Consider the following 26,156-nt stretch of genomic DNA (forward strand, 5'->3'; position numbering starts at 1 on the left):
AGAGATTAAATTTGTAGACAATCTGGAGCTTATATTAAAAGAAGATTAAGAAAAAACAAGATATTATAATTATTTACCCTGTGATAGTCAATTGTTTATCTATCCTGTTAAATTTTTACTTTGCTTACGGATATCGGTATGTTTTTTTGGAAAGCGTCCATTTTATATTTATCAGGTTTAACTTTTTTTAACAATTATTTAATGATAGGTTTGGGAGCTCTTATCAAATAATATATGTTTCTATCAATATTTAAAGGCAGGTACAGTGTTCTGTTTTCATTTTTTGCTGTTTTTCTATTCAGCTCCTTTTTAATCCGTACAGGTCTGTTGGCTGTTTCAGCTGGCAAGACAGATTTCTCTATCCTATCTATCATCCAATTATATTTTACAGGTTTTTTCTATGACTTTGGCGTAGCTCTTTTCCTGGTTACACTTTTCAGTATATACCTTTTATTTTTACGTCAGAAGTGGGTAAACACCCTTACCAATAGAATCATTACCTATAGCTGGTTATTCCTGATTTTGTTAATCTCCTTTTTCTCTTTCTTTGCAGAATTAACTTTCTGGCAGGAATTTGAAAGCCGCTTTAACTTTATTGCAGTCGATTACCTGATTTATACCTACGAGGTCGTAAACAATATCAATGAATCTTATCCATTACCGCTTTTAATTGGTGGTGTGTTGTTATTGGTATTATTAGTGATGTTCCTGTTTGCTAAAAGAAAAGTGTTTACCCATGCTTTTCAATCCCATACTCCGTTTCGTACCCGGTTCATGATTTCTGGTACATTATTAATCCTGACTATCCTTTATCCTTTATTTGTTCGTAATTCATTCGCTGAAAAAGGGACTAACCGTTACCAGAATGAATTATCTAAAGCAGGGATTTACTCTTTCTTTGCTGCTTTTAAAAACAATGAGCTTGATTATAACGATTTCTATGCTTTATTGCCTAAGAACGAAGCGTTTCAATTGATCAGAAATGAATTAAAAGAGTCAAACAGTACTTTTGTAACCAGCGGAAATTCTATCAAACGGGAAATCAATAACGTGGGAACAACCTATAAACCCAATGTAATTATGATTACGGTGGAAAGTCTGAGTGCTGACTTTATGGAACACTTTGGCAATACACAAAAGCTGATGCCGGTACTGGATTCTCTGGCTTCTGCCAATCTGCTGTTTACCAATATGTATGCTACCGGAACAAGAACAGTAAGAGGGATGGAAGCCCTGACTTTAGCTGCCCCGCCTACACCAGGAAGCAGTGTAGTGCGAAGAGAAGGAAATGAAAAACTAACTACGGTCGGTCATATCTTTGAAAAAGCCGGCTATAGCAGAGCCTTTTTTTATGGTGGTGATGGCTACTTTGATAATATGAATGAATACTTTGGCAGCAATGGATTTGATATTATAGACAGAGGCAGAAATATTAAACTGGATGATGTTTATGAAACTAAAAGAACAGTCATTCAGGACGATCAGGTTCATTTCGAAAATGCCTGGGGAATAAGTGATGAAGACTTATTTGCTGCGGTTACCCGTGGCGCGGATGCAGAATTTAAACAGGGTAAACCATTTTATAATTTTGTGATGACGACCTCTAATCACCGCCCATTCACTTTTCCTGAAGGTAAGATTAAGTATGCATCGGGTAGCGGAAGAGAAGGAGCAGTGCGTTACACGGATTATGCTATTGGTGAATTCCTGAAAAATATAAGTAACAAACCGTGGTATAAAAATACAGTGATCATTATTGTCGCAGACCATTGTGCAAGCAGTGCAGGCAGAAATGAGATTGATATCAATAAATACCATATTCCTTGTGTCATTTTAAACCTGCCAAAAAAGGGTAGCCAGGTCATTGATAAAATGTGTTCTCAAATTGATATTTATCCTACATTATTCAGTTTGCTGGGCTGGAAATATGAGAGCAATTTATATGGAAAAAACCTTTTTGATCCTACTTATCAGCCCCGTGCAGTGTTGGGTACTTATCAAAAACTGGCTTATCTGAAACAAGATAGCCTGGTGATCCTTGGCCCGCAGCAAAAAATGGAAACCTTTTTGTATAACAAAGCAAAAAATGAACAGGTTCCTGCTAAATTATCAAAAGCGGTAACCAATCAGGCGATCGCGAATTATCAAACTGCTTACGATTTATTCAAAAGCGGAGGAATGCACCAGTAGCTACAAATTTCCTCCAGTATTCAATACTTTCTTTGCTTAACAGCTCAGTTTAAAAGAAGTATTGCATGAAATTTTTCAGTTTTATCTTCGCGGTATGTTTACCCGGAATGGTATTTGCCCAGCAGGTGGATACGCTTAGTAAAGATTCAATTCACACGCCAAAACAATCGGTGATGAAAACGCGTGGATTGAATCCCCCTCAAATTAAATCTTTTATTGTCCCGGCAGTGCTGATCAGTTATGGCCTGGTATCTTTAGGGAATAATGCTATCAGAAGACTCGACTACAGCACCAGGGCAGAGTTACAGGAAGATCATCCAACCTTTGCCTTACATGCTGATAATTTTCTTCAGTTTGCTCCCGGCGCTGCTTTCTACGCACTGAATCTTGCAGGTGTGAAGAGTAAACATGGAATCGTTGACGGTACAGCTATTTATGTGCTGGCCGAAGCGATCATGGCGGGTTCAACTTTTAGTGTGAAACACATGGTTGGCCGCGAACGTCCGGATGGAGCAGATAATTACTCTTTTCCTTCAGGGCATACCGCAAATGCTTTTGCAGCAGCCGAATTTCTGAATCAGGAATACAGGGATGTTTCTCCCTGGATTGGTTATGCTGGTTACACGGTAGCTACGGCAACCGGGGTTTTAAGAATGTATAACAATAAACATTGGGTAAGTGATGTGGTTGCAGGAGCAGGATTTGGTATCGCTTCCACCAAGCTGGCTTATTTAATTTATCCGTATCTTAAGAAGTTAGTAATTGGAAAACAGACCATGAAATACTCTTTAGTACCGATATATCAGCAAAAAGCAGCAGGACTTTCGTTCAATGGCACATTTTAAGAGCTATATACTAATTCTGGCGATGACCGGATTTGGATTGTGTGCTGCCAGGGCACAGCAACCGGTTAGAAATCTTGATTATTTTTATCAGGAGGCAGTTAAACGCAGCCCGTTATTAAAAGATTATAACAATCAGTTGCAAAGTAGTAAAATTGATAGTATGCGGGTTAAAGCAGGTTATAAGCCACAAGTTTCAGCATTGGCAAATGGACTATATGCACCTGTAGTAAATGGTTACGGTTTTGATGAAGTACTGACCAATGGAAAAGCCCTGGAAGCCGTACTGAATGTAAACTATAACCTCGCTAGTAAAAAAAATATCAATAACCAATTGGAAGGTATCCATTTACAAGCCGACTCTATTCGCTTTGCTACTGGTCTTTCTGTGCTGGATTTACAAAAAGCAGTGACAGATCAGTATATCACCGCTTTTGCCAGTCAGCAGCAGGCCGCATTTAATAAGGAAGTTTATCAACTGCTGCATGAAGAAGAAATCGTTTTAAAGAAACTGACTCGCGCAAACGTTTATAAACAAGTAGATTACCTGACTTTTCTGGTTACTTTTCAGCAGCAGCAATTACAATGGAAACAGGCAGAACTGCAATTGAAAAATGATTATTCTACACTGAACTATTTAACTGGCATTGCTGATACTACAACGCACGAATTAGCGGAACCTGCAATTGAACCAGTCCTGCTCAGTGCTGAAACTGGATTTTTTTATCAAAAGTTCGGAATTGATAGTTTAAAACTGGTCAATCAGAAAAAAACAGTTGACTTTAATTATAAACCTAAAGCCAGTGTATATGCGAATGGCGGATACAACTCTTCTTTTGCCTATCAGCCTTACCGTAATTTTGGTGCGAGTGCAGGTTTCACGGTTGCAGTTCCGATTTTTGACGGACATCAGCGGAAAATGCAATATGATAAACTTTCGATTGCTCAACGGACTATCAATGTATATAAAGAGTTCTTCCAGAATCAGCATACCCAGCAGCTCAACTTACTCCGGCAACAGATTGCGGATCAGAATGGATTATACCAGCAAGTTTCTGAACAGATCAAATTTACTAAAAGCCTGATCCAGGTAGATAGCCGGTTATTACAAACAGGAGATATCAGGATCGCTGATTTTGTGATCGCAATTAATAATTACCTGGCTGCGCAAAATCTAAAGAGACAGACCAATATTACAAGGCTAAAGCTGTTTAATCAGCTAAATTACTGGAATAGATAACCATATTATATACTCAAATAGATAACCAGGCAGTTCCTGAAAGTGGAGAAGCTTAAAAATATAAAAATGAAACAGTTCACAGTTAACGCCTTATTCCTCTTGCTCCTGAGTGCAACACTGGTTTGCTGCCAGCAGGCTTCTAAAACGACGGCAGAAGAAGCCCCGGTTCCTGAAACCCCGGTACAAGTGACTACGGTAAACAATGCGACACTGAGTGAAGACATTGTCTTAAATGCGACTTCTGCTTATCTGGAAAAAAGTTTTGTCAAAGCGAATACAAACGGCTACTTGCAAAGTTCAACCTTACAGGCAGGTGCTGCGGTGAGTAGTAACCAGGTTTTATTTAAGCTGATCACCAAAGAGGCGCGTGCCATAGGTAATTCGATTAACCAGCTGGATCCGGGTTTTAAATTCTCTGGAATTTCAACTATTCGTGCTGAGAAAAGCGGTTATGTGATCCTGGTTAATCATCAAAAGGGGGATTATGTACAGGATGGTGAGGCATTGGCGACAATCATCAATCAGTCAAGCCTGGTCTTTTTACTGGATTTACCTTATGAAATGCGCAGTGTTATCCTTCAAAATAAAACATTAGAATTAACGCTTCCTGATGGGGAGAAGCTAAAAGGATCAATTACTTCGTCCTTACCAGCCGTTGATTCTTTGGCACAGACACAGCGTATGATTATTAAAGTGAACGCTACGCATCCGGTTCCGGAAAATCTGATTGCCAGGGTGAAAGTGGTTAAATCTGAGGCTGCTCATGTACAGGTATTGCCTAAATCGGCCGTCCTGACTAATGAAACCGAAGATGAGTTTTGGGTGATGAAGCTGATCAATGATTCTACAGCAGTGAAAACGATAGTGAAAAAAGGAATGGAAGATGGAAAGTCAATTCAGATTTTGTCACCGGTTTTTGGGGCGAAAGATCGTTTAATCACAATAGGGAATTACGGATTGGCGGATACGGCAAAAGTTAAAATCACGCATTAATGAAGAACTTTTTTATTTCTCATAAAAACCCGCTGCTGGTCGTATTGATCCTGATCCTGGCGGGTGGGTTGTTTTCTTATCAGCGGTTAAAAACTTCTTTGTTCCCGGAGATTACCTTTCCGAAAATAAAGATTATTGCCGATGCAGAATTGCAACCTGTAGATCAGATGATGATTACGGTAACACGGCCTTTGGAAAATGCAGTGAAACAGGTTCCGGATCTTCATGTAGTCAGAAGTACAACCAGCAGAGGAAGCTGTGAGATTTCTGCTTATATGAACTGGAATGCTGATATTGATTTAAGTCAGCAGCGGATTGAGTCTCAAATCGGTAAGATTAGAAATAGCCTGCCCCCGGGCGTAAATATTTCGGTGGAGAAAATGAATCCTTCGATCCTTCCGGTGAGCGGGTACACTTTAGAGAGTCATACGGAATCGCCGATAGCTTTAAAAAAATTAGCTACTTATACGATCAAACCATTTTTGTCGCAGGTTGATGGTGTATCGGAAATCAGGGTTATCGGTGGGAAAGATAAGGAATACTGGATTCAACTGGACAGGCAGAAGATGAGTACTTTGTCTATTAGTCCGGATCTGCTGAATACGGTCCTGGCGCAGACAAATTTTATCAAGTCTAATGGTTACTTATCAGATTATAACTATCTGTATTTATCAATTACTGATGCGACTATCAAAACAAAGACCGATCTGGAAAACCTGATTGTCAGTAAAAAAAATAACCGGATAGTCAGGGTCAAAGATATTGGTGAGGTCAAAATACAAGAAGGCGTTGCTTATACCAGGATCAATGCAAATGGGAAGGATGCGATCCTGGTTGCTGTCATTAAACAGCCGAATGCAAATCTGGTTGATCTGTCCACGCAGCTACAGGAAAAGATTGTGGAGCTTAGAAAAATATTGCCAAAAGGGGTAACGATCAAGCCTTATTACCAGCAGTCTGATTTTGTAGAGGCATCGGTTAAAAGTGTCAGTGATAGTTTATTGATCGGACTGGTTTTAGCAATTGTTGTGGCCATTATCTTTTTACGTTCTGTGAAGGCGAGTGCAACAATACTGATTACGATCCCAATTACGCTGTGTTTAACTGTAATGGTGCTTTATGGCATCGGATATTCCTTGAATATTATGACCTTAGGTGCTATTGCTGCGGCTATAGGGTTGATTATTGATGATGCTATTGTGGTGGTGGAACAGATTCACCGCACGCATGAAGAACACCCGGAGGAGCCTACCGTTACTTTGCTTAAAAAAGCAATAGATTATTTGTTTCCGGCGATGCTGGGATCTTCTATCAGTACAATCGTAATCTTTGTCCCATTTATTTTGATGACGGGAGTTGCGGGCTCTTATTTCCAGGTGATGACCAATACCATGATCATTACCTTAGTCTGCTCATTTTTTGTCACCTGGATAGGTTTACCGGTGGTATATTTATTGTTAACGAAGGATGCTGCTTCCAATTCGGTAAAATCTGCTGTGCATCAGGTTCATCAGCAAAACTGGGTTCATTATTTTATAAAAAAGCCCTGGATCAGTTATGTTGCTATGGTGGTTTTAGCGGTCATTATCTTTTTAATTCTGCCACGATTGGAAACCGGATTTCTGCCGGAAATGGATGAAGGTAGTGTCGTTGTCGATTATACTTCTCCTGCGGGGACTTCACTGGTGGAGACAGACCGGATGTTAAAGGAGGTAGAAAAATTGATTGTTAAAATACCAGAGGTGCAAACTTACTCCCGCAGAACAGGTACTCAAATGGGGTTCTTTATTACTGAACCTAATACTGGTGATTACCTGATTCAGCTGAAAGCAGACCGGAAGAGAAGTACAGAGGAGGTTATCAGTGAGATCAGATCAAAGATACAAGCTTCTCAACCTGCATTAGTGGTCGATTTTGGGCAGGTGATAGGGGATATGCTGGGTGATTTAATGAGCTCTACCCAGCCTGTTGAAGTGAAAATATTTGGTAATGATCAGGATAAGTTAAAGGCTTTATCAAAGCAGGTAGCAGCATTGATGGGTAAGGTTACCGGAACTGCTGATGTGTTTAACGGGATTGTTATTGCTGGTCCTTCTGTAAATATTCAGCCTGATTTTGCCCTGCTGGCACAATATGGGATTACGCCGGGAGATTTTCAATTTCAGGTTCAAAATGCGTTACAGGGAAATATTATTGGGAATGTATATGATCAGCAGCAGCTTACACCAATCAGGATGATTTATCCGGGAAGTAAACAGTTTGGAGTGGCAGATGTCAGTAAATTACAATTGTTTTTACCGGGTGGTGGGGTGGTTCCTATTCAGCATCTTGCAAGTGTAGCTATCAAAGCTGGCGATGCGGAAATTAAAAGAGAAAATTTACAATCAATTGGTGTGGTCACTGCAAGGTTGGAATCCAGAGATCTGGGCAGTGTAATGGCTGATATTCAAAAAGATATTAGTTCGAAAATTAATCTGCCTGCGGGCTATCATATTGAATATGGTGGAGCTTATGCAGAACAGCAGCAGTCTTTTAAAGAATTGCTTACTATCCTGGTGGCTTCAAGTTTACTCGTGTTTAGTGTGATCTTGTTTCTCTTTAAGGATTTTAAAATCGCATTTCTTATTCTGATCATATCCTTATTGGGGATTTCAGGAAGTTATCTGGCTTTATATTTAACGCACACGCCTTTAAATGTAGGGAGTTATACGGGTTTGATTATGATTGTGGGGATCATCGGGGAGAACGCGATCTTTACTTTCCTGCAATTTAAGGAATCTTTAAAGGATAAAACGGTGGAAGAAGCTATTGTTTATTCTATATCAACGCGGTTAAGGCCTAAGTTAATGACTGCTTTGGGTGCAATCATCGCATTAATGCCGCTTGCTTTAGGAATTGGGGCAGGAGCACAGATGCATCAGCCGCTGGCAATCGCAGTGATTGGTGGTTTTATTATCGCATTGCCACTACTGCTGATTGTTTTACCGAGTATGGTGAGGAGGCTTTACTAGGAAAAAATAAACTTTTTATTTCTTTATTTTAGTATTACTTTACTTAAAGTGTTTATTTTATTTATTTAAGTAATTTTAATAAATGACTCAGAGACCAAGAATTAAAAAGGAAATAACAGGAGAAATCGTAAATGATCAATTTGCTTTTTCTGAAAATAAAAGCTCTAAAAATGCCCGTAAAATTTTAGATAGATCAGAACTGTTAAATGTTGAAATATGGTATGACAAACATTACTTGATAAGAGTTCAGCATGGAGATAATAATGGAATTAAAAGACATGGGATTAATGAAGAAATAATAAAGGAATTAGTCTGTAAATCTTTAAAACACCTCATATACTATTCATTTAAAGTTAAGAATTTCAGTTTTATAAATTTTATCAAAGTTGATAATCGAAGTGTAAGAGTTGTGATTAGAAAGGAAACAACAGGTGAAATATTAAATGTCGTTTTAGAATTTCATCATGTATTAGATCATAAATATGAAGTAACTGTTTTTACAGCAATGGTTTCTGATGATTTTCGTTTAAGTGATGGCCAGTTTGCTGTTTTATTAGATGGGAATAATTCAACACTTTTTAAATATGATAACAAAAAACTCATTGAAATTGATGATAAGTCATGAAAAATAATTTTAAGATTATTTCTTTTACAATAAGATTATGTTTATCTTTGGATTAGTATTAGAGACAGGAGAAAAAGCTGGACAGCCTTTATGGCAGGCGTTTTAACTGGACAGTCTCATTTGAGCCCCCTAACAGGGGCTTTTATTTTTACTGACGTTTTTTTTTACTGTGCATAAAAAAGCGGCAAGATATAAATACCTGGCCGCCCTGTTATTGGTGTGTTTATGATTATTGGTGTGTTATTTGCCGAATGTCAGAACTTTAAATGTTCCTGGAATACATGCTGCTTTTTTACCTTCACCGGCCTTTAAATCAGCCGTTGGCAAAAAAACATGGTGATTGATTTCATCCAATGCGATTGTCCGGGCACCCTTCTTTGTTTTAACGTTTTCAAGCACCTGGAATTTGTTGGCATTGAACTCTTTAATAACGGTGAGTGTACCTTCCCCATTAGCACTATAAACAAATTTGAGCTGCGGATCGAAAACAACGCCATCACTACCTTCGCCAATAGGTAATGTAGTAATTTGTTTACCTGTAATTGCATCCAGTACGATTAATACTTTATTGGAGCAGCCCACAAATAAACGGGAAGTCAGCCTGTCGATTGCTAAACCCGAAGGCTCTTCGCCACCTGTTAATTTGAAACGTTTGATTACCTTTAAATTACTTGCGTCCACACAAACTACTTCATTTTTGTCTTCTATATTGACATAGATTTTTCCTTTGCCATCTGATACGCCTGTCTCCGGTTTTCCTCCTAAAGCAATAGTCGCGATTACCTGATCCTTTAACGGATCTATAATGCTCACATTTAAGCTATGGCCATTGAATACGAACAGTTTTTTTGAAAAGTCATCATAGAAAATTGCATCAGGATTGTCTCCGACTTTGATTTTACGTAGTACAGCATTCGTATGCAGGTCAAAAACGGTACACTCGCCCGATTTTCCGTTACTGGTATAACCTTTTTTTAACGCAGGTACAATAGCGATTCCATGTACACCTGGTGTATTGGAAATGATACCGATAGAATCTCCTGTAGTTTCATTGATAATATTCACCTGTAAACCATGAGAAATATATAATTTGTTTTGGGCATGATCTGCCAATAGATAATCCCAGCCTTCGTCACCGCTAACCTGGTGAGTTTGCAATAAATGAATACCAGTTTTTGCTTGCGCAAATAAAGCTGTCCGGGTACAAAAAGAGAGTAGTAATAAGGCTAAGGCCACCTTCTGTTTCATGATGTTTTTTATACAAACAAACACATAGAGTCTGTAGCAATTCTGAAGGTAATTCTTATTCTTTTAAAAGATAAGAATAAGTGTTCCTCCTATAATCAATAACACGGCAAGCGCAGTTTTAACTGTCAACGGTTCACCAAGAAAAACTACAGATAACAGAATTGCTATCGCCACACTGGCTTTATCCACGGGTGCTACCTGCGAAACTTTACCCAGTTGTAATGCTTTAAAATAGAAAATCCAGGATAGTCCGGTCGCTAAACCAGAAAGGAGCAGGAAAGTCCAGTTTTGTTTAGTCAAACTGGCTATACCATGGTGATCATTCCTGAAAAATACAATCGCCCATGCTAATAGCAAGATAACTACAGTTCTGATGGCCGTAGCCAGATTAGTATCAATGCCTTTGATCCCTATTTTTGCAAGTATCGCAGTCAATGCTGCAAAGAAAGCTGACAATAAAGCATAGATCCACCACATAGTATTTAGTTTATTCTTCTGCAAACAAACATACAGAGTCTGTAGGAAATCTGAAGTGGGAAAAGTACTTGAATTTAATATACCAGAGGCTCTCATTTAGCTGAGTTTTTGGAAAAAAGCATGTTATTTTAGTTTAACTAATATTTAGTTTTGGTTATTTTATTTGTCCATTTATAAATATATTCTCAATGTATACCTTATATTTATAAGGTTCAAATTCAATTACGCCCCACAATGAAACTAAGAATTATTACTGCTTTGCTAGGTATAGTGTCTTTAAATGCTGTAGCACAGCGACCAGTTAGTAAGGAAGATAGCCGTTTTAACGGGTTAGATACTACTTTCCAGCGGGTACTTAAAACCTGGCATGCCGCAGGTTTTGCTGTTGCTGTTGTACAAAAAAATAAGGTGATTTATGCCAGAGGTTTTGGTTACCGTGATGCAGAAAAGAAGCTGCCTGTTACGGCAAATACCTTGTTTGCGATAGGCTCTTGCTCAAAAGCATTTACTACTACTTTGATTGGCAAGCTGCAAAAGGAGGGAAAAGTAAATATTGACCAGCCTGTAAACAATTATCTTCCCGGATTAAAGTTTTATAATGAAGTCATGACCGATCATATTACGCTTCGTGATATGATGAGTCACCGCACTGGGCTGTCCAGGTTTGATATGTCCTGGTATTTATTTAATACGTCTTCAACAGACAGTCTTTTAAAACGTATTAAATATATGGAACCCAATGCAGGTTTAAGAGAGAAATGGCAGTACAATAACTTTATGTATATGGCACAGGGGGCTTTAATTGAAAAATTAACCGGTAAAAGCTGGGGAGATAATATCAAAGAGAAGTTTTTTATACCCCTGGGCATGACCCATTCAAATGTCAGCATACCTGAGCTGTTAAAAAGTGAAGAGATTTCCACTGGATATGGGGTAAAACCGGATAACACATTAGATAAACTGGACTATTACAATATTGACGGTATGGCGCCCGCTGGTGCTATTAATAGTAATGTGAATGACATGGCGAAATGGCTGATTGCCTGGATCAATAATGGAAAATATGAAGGCAAAGAAATTATTCCTGAAGACTTCCGCAACCAGGCCATCAGTTCACAGGCTATTGTTGAAGGGGCATTACCAGAAAAGGGATCTTTAGACACTTATTTCGGAAACTATGGCTTTGGCTGGTTTTTGGATTCTTATAAAGGACATTACCGGGTGGAACATGGTGGTAATATTGATGGGTTTTCAGCCATTTCTTCCTTTTTTCCGGCAGATAGTATAGGCGTTGTCGTACTTAGTAATCAGCATGGTTCAAAAGTACCGGTTATAGTGAAAGATATAATTGTTGACAGACTACTCCATCTAAAATATCAGGATTGGAATAGCAAAATTAAAAGTGAACGGGATAAAGCAGAGCTGGCCAGCGCTAAGGAAAAGAAAAAAGCAATAGAAACTCAGCATAACCCTTCCACGCATGCGCTAAAAGATTTTGCCGGAAGCTATACTCATCCTGCTTATGGTACAATGAAGATCTACGTGCAGAACGATTCCCTGTTTGCAAAGAGCAAAATCCGTACTTATTGGTTAAGACATGCTAATTACGATATTTTTGAGTTGTTTGATAAAGACCCTAAAGATGGGGTGAATATCACTACAGGGTATGCTGGTTTTAATCTGCAATTCCATATGAATTTATCCGGAAATATTGATGGTTTTGAAGCTCAGCTTGAAAGTAAATTAAAACCATTTTTATTTGCCAGAGTGGAAGATGTTAAACAGCTTAAAGCTCCTGAATAAAATAAGCTTAAGGGAGTTGTCAAAACTCCCTTAAGCTTATTTTGGTTTATTTTTCCTGAAAAATGGGAATTTAATCAATTGAAGAAAGTTTGAAGGAGAGTGGCCGTGGTATACGTCCAGTCCAAATTTAATCTCGCTTGCCTTCATTTCCTTGTATGTACCAAATAACCTGTCCCAGATACTGAATACGTCGCCATAATTGCAGTCTGTATAAGGCAGTTCAAAGTGATGATGTACATGGTGAAGGTTAGGGGTGATAAATAATAAACCACATATCTTTTCAGTTTTAGCAGGTAACTGCAAATAAGTATGTGCAATTAAATTTGCAAAGGTCTGTACGGTTTGTCTTAGTAAAAGCAGGCCGATAGAAGCTCCGGCAAGAAATACCCAGATCACCTGAAAACATACTCTGACAAAAGTCTCTCCGGGGTGTTCCCTTACAGTAGTAGACACATCCATTTCTATATCGGTATGGTGAACCAGGTGGAAATTCCAGAGCGGGCCGGCTTTATGCATAATCACATGATAAACGTATTCGAAAAAGTCCATTAAAAAGAAACCAGCAACGTATTTTATCCATGCACTTTGGCTATGTGGCAACAAGTATAAAATTCCCCAGTGATGCAGGGTGACCCAGCCTGAAACAAAGATTACCAGAACGGTCATAGCGAGCTGAATTGGAAGGGCAGTCAGGATAAACATCAGGTTAATGGAAGTATGTTGCCATTTCTCTTTTAGGGAATGTAAGGCCACTCTGAATTCTGCAAGCCAGATAGAAACGATAACTACAAGGTATAAAATGATTTGTATGAGTGTTCCATGATCATTTAGCATGGAGGATATCGTGTTCATGGTGTGGTGGTTATGAATTTTAAATTTAATATAAACAAGAATAGGATTCAATACTGTAGCAAAACTAAAGTTATAACATGTTTCTTTACCACCACATTAAAAGGCGATTAAAATCGATTAATTCAGATTTTGTGATGCTATTGCGGAAGCAATTAAATAAGGATGTTTTTTAAACAAAAAAGGCTATCATCTAATAGAAAGATAATAGCCTTTTTTTATTTGAAAATGAGTTTAGTCCAGTAAAGTCCAGGTTCTTTTGGTTTGAACCTGCTGTACCATTTGCTGTTCTGCAACCACAATATTTTCTTTTCGCTGCCCGATATATTCAAGCATGCTTAGTTTATTCCAGAGTGCAACCATTACTTTTAAGAATTCTTCAATGGTTGACATCGAAGCGTGGATATTCTGGTGGTCATAGATCATTTCGATATTACGCGCCAGCAATTCTTCAAAATTCCCGGGAGTGACATCACGCCATTCATAGAAATATTTCAGCATTTCTTCTCTTTCTTTAGGCTCGATCAGTTTGATGCCCGTGAAAAATACGTGCGCCAGGTTTGAACAGTAACCTACAATATAAACAGGTGACTGCTGATAACCCAGGTTCCTGTAATTGAAAAAGATCTGGGCAATATAGTCCAGCAGTTTTTCAGACAGTAAGCGAATGTTTTTTCCAAGAGGGGTAATAGAATCTCTGGCAGCAGTTTTATCGATGATTTTAAAAGCCGCTAATTGCAGATCATTGATCAGTGTACTGAACGATTCATAATATCTGATCAGGCCCGGGTGGCTCACGATAGAGCTGCTTGGTGGAATATAACTGGCGTTGATAGAAATCCTGCCATTCTCCAGTACAAACTGTCCGATAGTCAAATGATAGTTATCAGTTGCATTCGGAGTCATTTCAGCTGCCGGAAGAATTGATATGCTATATTTTTTGCTGATGTCGGGATATCTTGGCGGGTTATCCTGTGGATCGGGAGTTCCTGAAGGCACTCTGTCAAAAGGATTCACCAGCAGCAGAATGTTATAAATCGCAACTTTAGAATAATCAGTATTCTCATTGCTGAAAAACTGGCTGTAAGAAAGCTGATTATCATAGTTTGAGGTATTCGGAATATCAATCCTGCATCCTTCGGCAGTAATTGCATTACAATGCCTTACTTTGATTTCAATATGGTTTGTGGCCTTTTCTGAGATTTCTATATCATGTGATACACGCTCGCCAGCAAAGGGGGGAAGCAGACCATAATTGAAGTTGTTGAGCGATATCGAGTTGGCATCTCTCACAAAGTCCTGGTTAAACTGATCGGTAGCAACAAAATGGCTGCTTGATAGTTTCATCCCATCCACCCAGTTAACGGGTTTGTATTTTAATGGTGAAATCATAGTGTTTTAATTAGATGAAAATAGATTCGTCTCCGATTGTTTCGGGCTTATTGGCGTTTTCAGATACTCTTTTTGCGTAAATAGTAACTTTCTCTGTAATGCGGTTATTGACAATGTCGTGGTCTGGATCTATGAAAATATTCTTCTTGAAGAAGGATGTTTTGATAAAAAATATCCATTTATAAGATTCTCCATCTTCGCCGATATATTTAACAGGGCTTTTAGGGAATTTAAGGTTATAATCTTCAATGAATTTATAAAACCAGTTACCGAATATCATATTTTCCGGCGCTTTAGCTTTAACACGTAAAGGCTCAGGATCACTGGTGTTTTTATACAATTCCAGTTCCAGTACAAGCATACGGTCAAAATCCAGGTGATCCATATCAATATTGATCGGGGTGGAAGGATATTGCCAGATTTTATAAATCTCTGTAGGGATGCTGATCAGCGCAACATAGGCCCACCAGAAAAGTAAAGGGACAATAAAGGTCAGAATACTGGTTGCTGCCCACAGACCGAAGTGAATATCACTTAGCCAGTTGAAGGCCAGCTGAAACAAATAAAAGCTAAGCAGTGAACCGACTAATATGCCGAATACAATAAAAAGCTTTCTGTCCAGCAGCTCTTTTGGATATTTTTTCGTGAACAGGTAAACAAAAAAAGTACCGGTCATCAGGTAATAGATTTGACAGATAATATATCCCCAGGGCATAAAATCAAAGCTCAGAAAGCCAAGAAAGCCGGGAAGGGCAAGTACTAAACTTAATACGAGGATGCCAATGATCAGTCTTTTGTTATTAAGAAATTGATTTTTCTTATTTACAATTGAGAGCAGCGCAGCGGATACAACAAATATTAAAGGGAATAATAAATATCGGATAAAGAATGATTGAACGTCCATTAAATTGTACTTGATGTTTTTGTTTAACTGTTAACAAATATAATACCTTAAATCTATCAAAATAAGAATGGTATAGTTATTAGTGTATATTAGTTTAATTATACCGTAAATAAATATATGAAACAGAGGCTGCATTTAAGGAATGATCTCAATACTGATTTTGAAGCTATCACAAAAGTTGCAGAGTTAATAGAGAATGGTGACTTTCACACTGATCAGATTGCAGTACTTCCTGTAGGTGCAAAACAACGGGCTTATGCGAAGGATATCAGCAACCATTCATTTTATTATTCGGATAGTAAACGCAAGGACTGTTTAACTATAGAGGTTAACCAGGAGGGTTTTTATGATATGCTGCCCGAAGGACTGTTCCATACGCCGCCAACGGGTAGTGCAGGCATGTCTGAAGAGGAAATGGTGGAAGATGTACGCCTTAGACGGACAGAGGAAAAGGATGCCAGAAAGTTCTTCATGCCCTTTGAGGCGGAGGTCAATTATCTTAAAACAGTTTTGCAGCTTTATGAAAACAGGCTGGATAAAAGGACAACTTACAACGACCTGACGAATATCTTTGCTGCGGGTTGGAAAGAGTTCGAATTGCTTGATAAAGAACAAAGTATAATCTGGATGCATTTTTTGCCGGTGATCCATCAGAAAAGGAATGACCTGAAATTTCTCGGACAACTGTTAACTGTTCTTTTTAAAGTTCCGGTAGAAGCGGTTTTAAAAAGTACAAATGTGAAGCCTTCACCAATTGATGAAGGGTTGCAATTCAGGCTGGGCTCGGGAGCTTTGGGAATAAACTCTATTATCGGCAGCAGCTTTTTAAGTGATGAGGAACAGGTGTTTATCAATGTGGGGCCTGCGGACATCAATAAGCTGGTTAATTTTATGCCGGGCACTGCGCATGCGCATTTAATAGATCTGGCCGTATCTTATCTGGTGCCTGTTGAAACTGAAGTGACTACAAATTTAATAGCCGGCGAGCGAAACCAGGTGGGATCACTGGGCGCAGATACCAATAATTCCTATTTAGGCTATACTGTATATCTTTAACCCAGGATCGCTTTCTTTTTAACTCAGTAAAAGCCTGTAATGAATATTCATCGTGCTGCGGATTTCCAGCTTGGATTTAGTTAAGCTGAGCATAGATTTCCATTCCTCTTCATTGAGCTCGTTCTGCTGCGCAGGGGTAATGATAATGTCCGTAGTTTTAAGAAAGCCTTCTTTTGGATTTTGTGCGGGCATCAGTCCTTTGCGGATATTTACAGTCTTGATCTTGTTCCCTAATTCAAAAAAGCAGAAGTTAATAATGTCCGATTGGGTAACCAGCCTGTTGCCCGTTGTGAGCCCGTATTTATAGGCCTGAACCCTGTTAGTTGCATTTAATCTGGATCTTCCTCCTTTGGTATTACTTAATAAAAACAGGCTTTCGGGTATTGTTTTACTGCTTTCAAAAGATTGCAGGTGACTCCCGGATTTGATTTGATTGCCCATTTCTGCATTCGTTGACCAGAATTCAAGAAACAGGATATCTGCATTGTTTAAGGGTTTGACAATGATATAATTCAGCAGTTCTTTAATGGTAATCAGCTGTGCTTTTGTCTTTTGTTCAATGATAGAGATATTTTGTTCCAGTTCTTTTAAAGAACTGTTCAGAAAATCAGACCCATAGGCAGAAAATGCAGCCTTCTCGTCTCTCAGCAGTTCAAACAGATAGTCTACAATTTCTTTTGCATTTCTATTGTCAAAGCGTTCTGATCCTCCGTAACGTATTGAAAATGAACCTGCATTCGCATCATCGTCATGGCTATGCGGAATTTCAGTGTAATAGTTTCCTGCTTTATCAGTCAGGGAATCTACACAAAGGAACTGATCATGATCCTGAAGTTTGATGGGCATAATATTGGTCATCATTTTCAGCCGGTGCTTAAAGTCATGTATCCTTTTGTTGACCACTGGAAAGGCATTGATGGAAACATGCAATTCATCGAGCATGGCTTCATTAATTGCAGCAGGGAAAACGACTTTTAACCATAGAATTGGCTTTTTAAAGCTGGTCAGGCTGCCTGTTTGAAATACAATATCAAATTCTTTCGGGTAATTTTGAAGATAAGGCTGATGTGGAAAGATGTTTTCCTCGTCAACGGTCAGGAACCTATTCGCGTAGAAAGCGGTAACGTCTTGCGTAATCAGGTTTAAAACATCCTGATTATCAAAGGGGGACTGCCTGTTTTGTTCTGGCTCGACGTAGAATTTATTTAAAGAAAGATTAACCGGCAGATCGTTCAAAAACCATTTGGATAGGGCAATAAGGTCGTATACGCTATCATTGACAGCATAATTACGCCAGTCAAAATAGAAACTTAGTCCGGGCAAAAGGTTTACTGCTGGTGGGTTTTCAATGCCGATGTAGAGGGTGTTTTTCTCCAGGCCTTCTCCGGGATTACTATGGGTGAGCAAAGTCTTATTGTGCTGTGCATCAATCTTAAATATATTACTCCCATTGGCCAGATAAGCGATTTCTGAATGAAATACTTTAACGGCTTTTAAAGGGCTGAAAAAGATATCTGATGTGTTTTCACCGCTATTTTCACTTTTATCTTTCAGCCTTTTTCTAAAGAAGAATTGCGTTTTGGTATCAATTGTCTCTATGGGTTCAATAGCACGTGCATGTAATATAGCATGTGCAGGAAGGGCAGAGGTCAGGGTATCTGAAGCTAAAATTCGGGAAATACGATCCAGAATCCGGTTTTCCAGATTTTTTACGTCATTCGAAACATTGAAAAGTTCTGTGCTTAATGCTTCAATCAGCAATTTAACCAGCGGATCAAAGTCATTTGTGTTTTTTATACCCCAGTAATCCAATGCATTTTTTAAAATCCTGTTTCTTATTTCGTCTTTGGAGGAGTAAAATATGTTCTTCATTTAGCGTTTGGTTGTGCTTTGTAATGGTAAAGATCGTGTAAGCTTAAGTAATTTAATTTAAAACAGTAATGTTGTCCTGTTTTTATCGTATTGTAACAGATTTGTGATGTAGTGTGCTGTATATAAATTAGTTCAGTGTTTCCTTTAAATAGAACACTATAGCTAGCTTGAAAGTGGACTTAAGAATAAGCCAGTGTTAAAATAATATTTTTCTCCTGTAATATTCATTTTTCCCCAGATAGAAATATCTACTTTTTTCTTGATTTCTGTAACATTTCTGAGAGAAAATTTCTTTTCTACTTCGGTCATATTGATTTCAACCTCAACCTGATACAGGCGGCGTTCATATTCGGTAATAGATCTGAGTAAAGATTGTCTGAACTTTTCTTCCCAGGTTGTTTCACTTACTATTAATTCGAAGTCTAAATCCCATATTTCGCACCCAAAGTTCCTGTTATGCCTGTGTTCTCCATATCTGGTAAAAATAATTAACTCTATATTCTGAGAGATAGACTTGCCTAAATCGGCCTCTGTAAGGTCTTTGTTCTCGAGAATATTTTTTAATCGAAATGGTTTGTTGTATAAGAAATCTGACATCAGTTACTACTTAAATGGAACAATAATTGGTAAATGGTTAATCAATATTACGTCCAAAATTTATATATTGGAATATAATACTAACAGAATTTCAATAAACATGTTACTATAATTAAAATCTTAAACCTCTCGAATCTAATATACTTCTGATGAAACCTATCAATGCTCAGGAACTGAACAAGTCATACCGGCTCTTTATTTTTAATTTTATTTCCCTAACCATTTTCGCCGTCATCTGCGTTTACCTGTTTTTTGCAGCGTCCAGATTTGAGTACGAACTTTTGGAGAAGGAAGTAAAGCAAACAGAACAGCTGCTGTCAAAACGGAAAGATATCAATACTAAATTTGATATGATCCTGTTAAGGTTCAAACAACTTTCCAAATACACCTCCATCAATTCTGAGGAGATGAATAATCAGGCGATCATGCTTGAAGATATTCAAAATACAAATTTCAAAATCAAAGACATCATTAAAAAAGAAAAGACGACAGTCAGCAGTTTCCTTTTGTATAAAAAAATGACTGATGATGTTTCCCAGATGGCAGGAATCCAGGATTCACTGTTTACCACGAGATTTCAGATTGAAAATGTAAAAACACAATTGGATGCTTGTTTCAAAACGAATAACAATGCCGCTAAAAAAATAAGAGGGGGAAGGTTTACTAGGTAATTATGATTAAATTAAGTATAAAAGAACGAAGAGATCAATTCCTTTTTTTTATAGGGATATTTCTGTTTACCACCGCATTATTAAGCTTCGGTTTGTTTTACGATTATGGTAGTGGCCGGGTAGTTTCCAAGCAGGATCTTGCTGATAAACTGGAACAGAATGCTGAATTTGAAGCTACAGTTAAAGAACAGCGCGCTACAATTGATACTACTTATAAAGACATTATGACTTTTGATCCCGGGGTACAGGCTGTATTTCTGGAGAATGATATCAAGAACTCGATGGCTTCTATTAAATCGAATTATGAGCGTAAAGCATATGATGTACGTTACAAAACATTTTTACAGGCTTCTCAGCTTTACAGTGATTTGTTTTATAACAGAAGAGAACTTAAAGGAAATAACAAGGATATAGACAAATTGAACAAATCTTTAGAAGATTGTAAGTTATCTACCCGCCAGCTCAGACAAACCATGGGCAGCCAGCCGAACCAGAGATAACCAACCCGAACTGAATTAATAAAAACAAAATATAAACCTATGGCCGACACTAATACTACGAATGGAAAATCAGTAAGCAGTAATTCACAGGGATACATCTTCCTGTATATTTTTATTGCAATCCTGATTATTGCTGCACTTATCTTCTTATTAAAAAGCTCTTTTTTTGATAAACGCAGCGTTGATGCGAGAATTCTGAAAGATGAAATGTACCTGAATGAAGACCTCGTATTTACCGATAATACCAGAAGCGCAAAAAAATGGCTTTGGGAATTTGGTAACGGAGCAAAATTAACTACACAAAACGGAAGTTACCGCTATAATAAGGCGGGTTCTTATATTATCAGGTTAACTGTTGATGGAGAGTTAAAGGAACAATTCCCTGTTACGGTAAGAGATACGGTAATTGCTGCTCTGGACACCATGGTCACGATCAGCGGGCCAACATCAGGAGTGGTCAATGAAGAGGTCAGGGTGGAGGCCGAAGGAAAGGCCAATCAGTTTGAGTGGTCTTTCGGAGAAACCAACCGGGTAGATGTGAAAGGAAGAACTGCTTTATACACTTTTCATACGCCTGGTAAATTCATGGTGAAGTTAACAACTGACAGAAGCCACAGACCTATTTATCACACTATTTTTATTACAGACCCAAATGCAGAACTGGATACCGATATGGTGGTACCTGGTGAAGGGGAACAAAAGGTGATTGATGATATCAGGGCACGTTTGCAGGCAATTGCAAATGGGGCAGATTTCAATTCAAATTATTACTACCTGATCCGCAGGTATATGTGTAACAATGAAAAGGTTACTGTAGCGGTTGATCAGAATGGGGTTAAAAAATCAAGTGATTTTTATTCTTATTGTATGGGACTGACTTTCGGGGGTGAAATCGTTGTTGATGAAGCTCAATTGACGATCAGCCCTAATTCAACTTGTGCCACTCTGCTAAATATCAAACAACATTCTGCCAATACAGTAAAAAAATAACCACTATGAAAAGAATTATATCCCTCTCTATATTGATTGCCCAAACTGCTTTTGTCATGGCACAATCGCCGGCAGCTTTTGGAAAGAAAGTGAAATACATGCCTAAGGCTTATGCGAAACCATCTGCTTTAACCAACCTGAGTGAAGATGGAGGCAGAACCAAATTACCGTGGATAGTTTTCTCAGACAGAGATGAAAATTATACTACTACCGCACCTGGCGGAAGCCTGATCATGAAGAAGCTAAACTTTATGGAGCCTTTTTATGTTTCTAAAGATGAAAACGGATATTTAAAATTGATTAAATATAAGGCTGGCATGATCAGGGGCAGAAAGATCAATGATAAGAAAAGCGCAATCAGCTATGGCTGGATTCCCAAGTCAAAAATGTTGTTATGGCAACGGTCTTATTCTAATCAGAAATCAGGCTATCCGGAAAAATCGATTGCTATTGTGACGGGTAAAGTACCGATGACAGAGTCTAAATTCTATTATGACAATACGGATTCTGCTTTCGTTTACAGTTCTCCTGAGCTTAAAAAGAAAGTAACTAAAGTAAGGTTACATGAGCTTAATTATATCTTTAAAAAATCTGAGGATGGTAAAAAATACCTGATTGGAAATGAAGATCAGCTGGTCACTGATAGTGCTGCTAAAAGTATTTATGGCTGGATCGCTTCTGATGCGGTACATAGCTGGGGTGACAGGTTATATATCACACCAAAACAGATTGATTCTTATGACCAGAGTGATTCGGTTGCTTTAGCGCTTACTGGCGTACATATGGACCCGCTTTTATCTGCAAATGATATTATTCTGAGAAGTTCTCCTGTGGTGAATGATGATGGGGCCGGAAATTATACTTTAGGGGTAGCCAGTGATGTTTATAATAAATCAAATAATAAACTGATTACGATCAATGGGGCAACGTTATCTTACCTGACTTATTTAGAGTTAAGGAAAAATATCCACCAGATCAATGTGATTTTTGTGGTAGACGGCGGAAGTCCGATGTCACGTTATTTTGCTGGATTAACGAACACGATTCAATCCTTCGAGAATATTTTTAATGATTACGGTAAAAAACACAAGGTAAGTTACGGTGCAGTAGTTTATAGAAATGAGGCAGCCGGAACATTAAGTACGCCCGCGATCTCTCCTGATTACAGGAAATTAATGAGCTTTCTTTCTACGGAGGCTAAGCGGACGGAAAGATACAATGGAAGAATCGTTGCTGAACCTGTTTATGATGGCATAAGAGCGGGCTTAAATCTGCTTAAGAACCATAAAAATGAAACGAACCTGATTGTATTGATCGGTAGTACCGGAAATGAGACTTCTTCGTCTTATCGTTTAACGCAGCTGACTGAAGAGTTTGCACGTGCAGATGCAAGGTTATTAGCGATACAGTTGTACAGTGATTATGATCAGTTGTTCAATAATTTCGTCTTACAGTCTAAGAAACTGGTTTCTGAATCCGCAGTTTATTCGGCAGATAAAAAGAAAAGATTTTTAGTAAAGGGTGAGGGGCTGAACAATACACAGGCTTACAATACAAGTCAGCTGGATTCAATTTCTTATTACCTGGATTATCCAAAAAACAGTTTAATTCAGGGTGGGGTAGTTTTCCCGACCAAGGGTTCTGTAAATTCAGCGGAGTCTATGAATATTGCGGTGAGACGTTTCATTAAAGAGACAGACATGGATATCAATAACCAGGTGAGTTCTCTGGACAGTGCTTTCAGGTTAACCGGAATTGAGCGTAAAAATCTATCTCCGATTGTGGAAAGCCAGCTGAGTGCACCTGTGGGTGAGGAAGTAGCTGATAAAATGCCGCACAATGGTTTTAAATATTACATGACTGCTGGTGTGCATTCAGATATCGTATCGAAAAATAAAGATTTATTGCAATATGCATTGATCCTGAATACGATGGAGTACAAGCAGATTGGTGATATTTTCTCCCTGATGATCGGACAGAACCTTCAGCCTGATCAGTCTTCTTTCAGAAAGAAATTACAGAAAAACTATTTTAATATTCTACGTAATTTATTAGATGTGGATATTTCAAAAGGTCACATTAAACCAATGACTTTAGCCAGATATCTGAAAACGGTAACAGGTTTGCCGGTTACAAATGACTTGCTGAATAAATATACGGTTGGTGATTTAAGAAGCCAGAGCAAAATGCCGCAGGCAGATTTTGAGGCTTATATTAAATTCCTGATCAATTCTAATGAGCAGATTAAAAGAGGAACACAGATTGGTCAGCAATTTATTTCCAACGGAAAAACTTACTACTATATCACGGAGAAGAATTTTGTGCAGGCCGCTGCCAATGAAAATGCAGTGAAAGAAACACCTTAGTATCAGATATTATGAGTCTTACAAACATTAGTGAATCAGTAAAGCTAGCGATCAGGGTCGCGCAATCCCTCGCTAAAGAATACCGCAATCCTGAATTTACTGCTGCTCACCTTTTAAAAGGGTTGATGCATAAGGAAGTTGGATTGAGAGGTTTTTTATCTTCTATTGGAAAAGATGAGGAATATATCAGTGAATGGGCTGAAGTAAGAATTGAAGAGTTGGAAAAGACTTCGTCTTCGCAGGAGGAAGTAAAAGGCAGTCCTGAGATTGCAAAGGTTTTTGAAGAAGCTGATTTGGTGAGGATCAAACTTGGACTGGATTTAATTACACCTGTTTGTGTGCTTACTGCTTTATGTAAGCCTACGGTAGGTTTTAAGCCGGATCAGTTGAAGTCATTCCCGATCAAGGAAAAGGAATTGCTGGATCTCTATTTAAAGGATGAAGAGTTACAGGCTGTAGTGGCACCGGTTTCCGGAGGTGGAAAAGGTGCAAAGGGTGGGGTCGGAACAACTGCTTTACATAAGTATTGCATTGACCGGATTGCACTTGCACTTGATGGTAAAACAGATCCGATTATTGGCAGGGACAAAGAAGCGAGAATGATCATGGAAATCCTTTGCCGCAGAACTAAACCGAATGTGATTATTACTGGTGATGCAGGCGTTGGTAAAACAGCGTTGGTAGATGGTTTTGCGCAGGACATCATTGCTGATAACGTTCCTGAGTTATTGAAAGGGGTTCAGCTTTTTGAACTGGATTTAGGTTCTCTGATTGCCGGAGCTTCTTATAAGGGAGAAATTGAGGATCGTCTGAAGAATATCTTAAAAGAGATCAAGCAATTTGATAAGGCTGTATTGTTCATTGATGAGATTCATACTTTATTAGATAATAAAGGCCCGATTGGTGGTGGGGTAGGTAATTTACTGAAGCCTGAACTGGCAAGGGGTGAAATTACCGTAATTGGTGCAACAACAATCGATGAATACCGGAAAGTTATAGAGCCGGAACAGGCTTTCAGCAGAAGGTTTGAGGTTTTGCAGGTGAATGAACCTAACGAGGCTTCAGCGATTAAAATGCTGGAAAAACTAACAATTAAATATGAGGAGCATCATCAGCTGAAAGTTCAGCCGGATGCGATCCCTGAGTGTGTGCGTTTAGCGAAACGCTATATGAAAGACCGCAGGCTTCCGGATTCTGCTTTCGATTTACTGGACCGTTCTATGGCGGCCATGAAAATGATGAATGATACTTCAGAGAAGGTACTGGAAGAGTTAACGCAGACGCTGGCTGAGTTAGAGTTGTCTGATATTGATGAAGTCACTGAATTGACGGATTATAAATGGTTGTATAACCAGTTACAGGATAAAGTAAGCCCGGTTTTGTTAGGACAGCTGACAGATGAAACGCAGGTAGAGGCTTTTGAGACCGCTGATGAGTATCATCAGTATATTGCTAAAAATCTGGATGCATTAAAAGTGCTGACAGAAAGGAAGTCGGACGAAGTAACCAAACAGGACATTGCTTCTATTGTTTCTTATAAAACAGGTATCCCGCTTGGTAAAATCCAGGCGCAGGAGAAAGAAAAGCTGCTGAACATGGAGGCTTTCCTGAAAAGAAGGGTTGTTGGACAGGACCAGGCTTTAAAGGCTGTTTCTGATGCGATCCTTGAGTCAAGAAGCGGGTTGAACAAAAAAGGTCAGCCTATTGGTTCTTTCTTTTTACTGGGGCCAACGGGAACGGGTAAAACAGAGCTGGCCAAGTCTATTGCTGAATTCTTATTCAATGATGAAAAAGCAATGATCCGTTTTGATATGTCTGAGTTTAAGGAAGAGCATTCTGCGGCTTTGCTGTATGGGGCGCCTCCGGGATATGTGGGTTATGAAGAAGGTGGTATGCTGGTAAACAAAATCAGAGAGCAGCCTTATTCTGTGCTATTATTTGATGAAATTGAAAAAGCCCATCCTTCGGTATTTGATACTTTCTTACAGATTCTGGATGAAGGGCATATGCATGACAGGCTGGGTAAAGAAGGAGACTTCTCCAACTCGCTGATTTTATTTACTTCTAATATTGGAAGTGAGTGGATCTCTGAGCAGGTCGCACAGGGAATCATCCCGACTTCGCAGCAGTTAATGGAGATTATGGCACGTCAGTTCAGACCTGAGTTTTTAGCACGTTTGTCTGAGATTGTACCTTTTGCGCCGATCAATGAGAGCAATGTAGTCAGGATCTTCGAGATTCAGCTAAAAAGTTTAATTGATGCTTTACACAAACAAGGCATAGCTTTTGAGATTGAAGAAGAGGCAACGAAAATGCTGGCACTGAGTGGCTTTACGCCTAAGTACGGGGCGAGACAATTATCTGGTGTAATACGGAATGAGTTAAGAAGACCAATTTCGAAATATATTATCTCTGGTGCTTTGAAAAAAGGCAGTACGATTGTGATTAAAAAGCATGAAACAGAAGAAAAGCTGGAGTGGGAGATTATTGAACAAACTCCTGTTACTGAATTAGAAAACGAATTATAGAA

General features: G+C 38.6%; 20 protein-coding genes. 13 read left to right on the top strand and 7 right to left on the bottom strand.

What is annotated here, in order from left to right; genetic code table 11:
- The first annotated feature begins 234 nt into the window (after positions 1-234).
- The 6 genes from HDE70_RS16340 (at position 235) to HDE70_RS16365 (ending at position 8,901) form a co-directional block, all read left to right on the top strand.
- Positions 235-2,190: an LTA synthase family protein gene (locus HDE70_RS16340; protein ID WP_183891262.1), complete on the top strand. Its 1,956-nt coding sequence runs from the start codon at positions 235-237 to the stop codon at positions 2,188-2,190.
- 65 nt (positions 2,191-2,255) lie between these two features.
- Positions 2,256-3,035 (top strand): phosphatase PAP2 family protein, encoded by a 780-nt coding sequence (locus HDE70_RS16345; protein WP_260160975.1) that lies wholly within the window; start codon positions 2,256-2,258, stop codon positions 3,033-3,035.
- Positions 3,022-4,272 (top strand): TolC family protein, encoded by a 1,251-nt coding sequence (locus HDE70_RS16350; protein ID WP_183891263.1) that lies wholly within the window; start codon positions 3,022-3,024, stop codon positions 4,270-4,272. Before HDE70_RS16345 ends, HDE70_RS16350 begins: the two co-directional genes overlap by 14 nt.
- Positions 4,273-4,338: 66 nt before the next feature.
- Positions 4,339-5,265 (top strand): efflux RND transporter periplasmic adaptor subunit, encoded by a 927-nt coding sequence (locus HDE70_RS16355; RefSeq protein ID WP_183891264.1) that lies wholly within the window; start codon positions 4,339-4,341, stop codon positions 5,263-5,265.
- Entirely contained in the window at positions 5,265-8,276 is a 3,012-nt protein-coding gene (locus HDE70_RS16360) for an efflux RND transporter permease subunit (RefSeq protein WP_183891265.1), read from the top strand. Before HDE70_RS16355 ends, HDE70_RS16360 begins: the two co-directional genes overlap by 1 nt.
- An 82-nt stretch (positions 8,277-8,358) precedes the next feature.
- Entirely contained in the window at positions 8,359-8,901 is a 543-nt protein-coding gene (locus HDE70_RS16365) for a hypothetical protein (protein ID WP_183868175.1), read from the top strand.
- Between the two features lie 240 nt (positions 8,902-9,141).
- Here the strand turns inward: HDE70_RS16365 and HDE70_RS16370 are convergent, their stop codons facing one another.
- Together HDE70_RS16370 and HDE70_RS16375 are read right to left on the bottom strand one after the other, a co-directional pair.
- A complete protein-coding gene (locus HDE70_RS16370) occupies positions 9,142-10,149 on the bottom strand; it encodes a YncE family protein (protein WP_183868176.1) in 1,008 nt (335 codons plus the stop codon).
- 63 nt (positions 10,150-10,212) lie between these two features.
- Entirely contained in the window at positions 10,213-10,626 is a 414-nt protein-coding gene (locus HDE70_RS16375; RefSeq protein ID WP_183868177.1) for an EamA family transporter, read from the bottom strand.
- A 234-nt stretch (positions 10,627-10,860) separates the two neighbouring features.
- Between HDE70_RS16375 and HDE70_RS16380 the strand changes: the two genes are divergently transcribed.
- Entirely contained in the window at positions 10,861-12,429 is a 1,569-nt protein-coding gene (locus HDE70_RS16380) for a serine hydrolase (RefSeq protein ID WP_183868178.1), read from the top strand.
- A gap of 36 nt (positions 12,430-12,465) precedes the next feature.
- Here HDE70_RS16380 and HDE70_RS16385 read toward each other — a convergent pair whose 3' ends face one another.
- The 3 genes from HDE70_RS16385 to HDE70_RS16395 all read right to left on the bottom strand — a co-directional run bounded on the left by HDE70_RS16385 (position 12,466) and on the right by HDE70_RS16395 (position 15,574).
- Entirely contained in the window at positions 12,466-13,281 is an 816-nt protein-coding gene (locus HDE70_RS16385) for a sterol desaturase family protein (protein WP_183868179.1), read from the bottom strand.
- A 231-nt stretch (positions 13,282-13,512) separates the two neighbouring features.
- Positions 13,513-14,670, bottom strand: coding sequence for a hypothetical protein (locus HDE70_RS16390; RefSeq protein WP_183868180.1), 1,158 nt, complete (start codon positions 14,668-14,670; stop codon positions 13,513-13,515).
- Positions 14,671-14,680: 10 nt separating this feature from the next.
- Complete coding sequence (locus HDE70_RS16395) at positions 14,681-15,574, bottom strand: TssN family type VI secretion system protein (protein ID WP_183868181.1); 894 nt, start codon at positions 15,572-15,574, stop codon at positions 14,681-14,683.
- Between the two features lie 117 nt (positions 15,575-15,691).
- Between HDE70_RS16395 and HDE70_RS16400 the strand changes: the two genes are divergently transcribed.
- A complete protein-coding gene (locus HDE70_RS16400; RefSeq protein ID WP_183868182.1) occupies positions 15,692-16,630 on the top strand; it encodes a type VI secretion system baseplate subunit TssG in 939 nt (312 codons plus the stop codon).
- Positions 16,631-16,648: 18 nt separating this feature from the next.
- On the opposite strand, the gene HDE70_RS16405 is transcribed toward HDE70_RS16400, so the two are convergent.
- On the bottom strand, positions 16,649-18,502 hold the full coding sequence (locus tag HDE70_RS16405; protein ID WP_183891266.1) for a type VI secretion system baseplate subunit TssF: 1,854 nt from the start codon (positions 18,500-18,502) through the stop codon (positions 16,649-16,651).
- Between the two features lie 162 nt (positions 18,503-18,664).
- Entirely contained in the window at positions 18,665-19,099 is a 435-nt protein-coding gene (locus HDE70_RS16410; RefSeq protein ID WP_111635340.1) for a GPW/gp25 family protein, read from the bottom strand.
- Positions 19,100-19,248: 149 nt separating this feature from the next.
- On the opposite strand from HDE70_RS16410, the gene HDE70_RS16415 reads away from it, so the two are divergent.
- The 5 genes from HDE70_RS16415 to HDE70_RS16435 are packed head-to-tail and all read left to right on the top strand — an operon-like array spanning position 19,249 to position 26,154.
- Positions 19,249-19,770, top strand: coding sequence for a hypothetical protein (locus HDE70_RS16415; RefSeq protein WP_183868184.1), 522 nt, complete (start codon positions 19,249-19,251; stop codon positions 19,768-19,770).
- A gap of 2 nt (positions 19,771-19,772) precedes the next feature.
- Complete coding sequence (locus HDE70_RS16420; RefSeq protein WP_183868185.1) at positions 19,773-20,270, top strand: type VI secretion system transmembrane protein TssO; 498 nt, start codon at positions 19,773-19,775, stop codon at positions 20,268-20,270.
- 39 nt (positions 20,271-20,309) lie between these two features.
- Positions 20,310-21,260, top strand: coding sequence for a PKD domain-containing protein (locus HDE70_RS16425; protein WP_183868186.1), 951 nt, complete (start codon positions 20,310-20,312; stop codon positions 21,258-21,260).
- 5 nt (positions 21,261-21,265) lie between these two features.
- Positions 21,266-23,626: a type VI secretion system protein TssR gene (gene tssR, locus HDE70_RS16430; RefSeq protein ID WP_183891267.1), complete on the top strand. Its 2,361-nt coding sequence runs from the start codon at positions 21,266-21,268 to the stop codon at positions 23,624-23,626.
- Positions 23,627-23,637: 11 nt separating this feature from the next.
- Positions 23,638-26,154 carry an ATP-dependent Clp protease ATP-binding subunit gene (locus tag HDE70_RS16435; protein WP_183891268.1) on the top strand — a complete coding sequence of 839 codons (2,517 nt, stop codon included), beginning with the start codon at positions 23,638-23,640 and terminating at the stop codon, positions 26,152-26,154.
- Positions 26,155-26,156: the final 2 nt, after the last annotated feature.

This window comes from Pedobacter cryoconitis, assembly GCF_014200595.1.
Classification (GTDB): Bacteria; Bacteroidota; Bacteroidia; order Sphingobacteriales; family Sphingobacteriaceae; genus Pedobacter; species Pedobacter cryoconitis_C.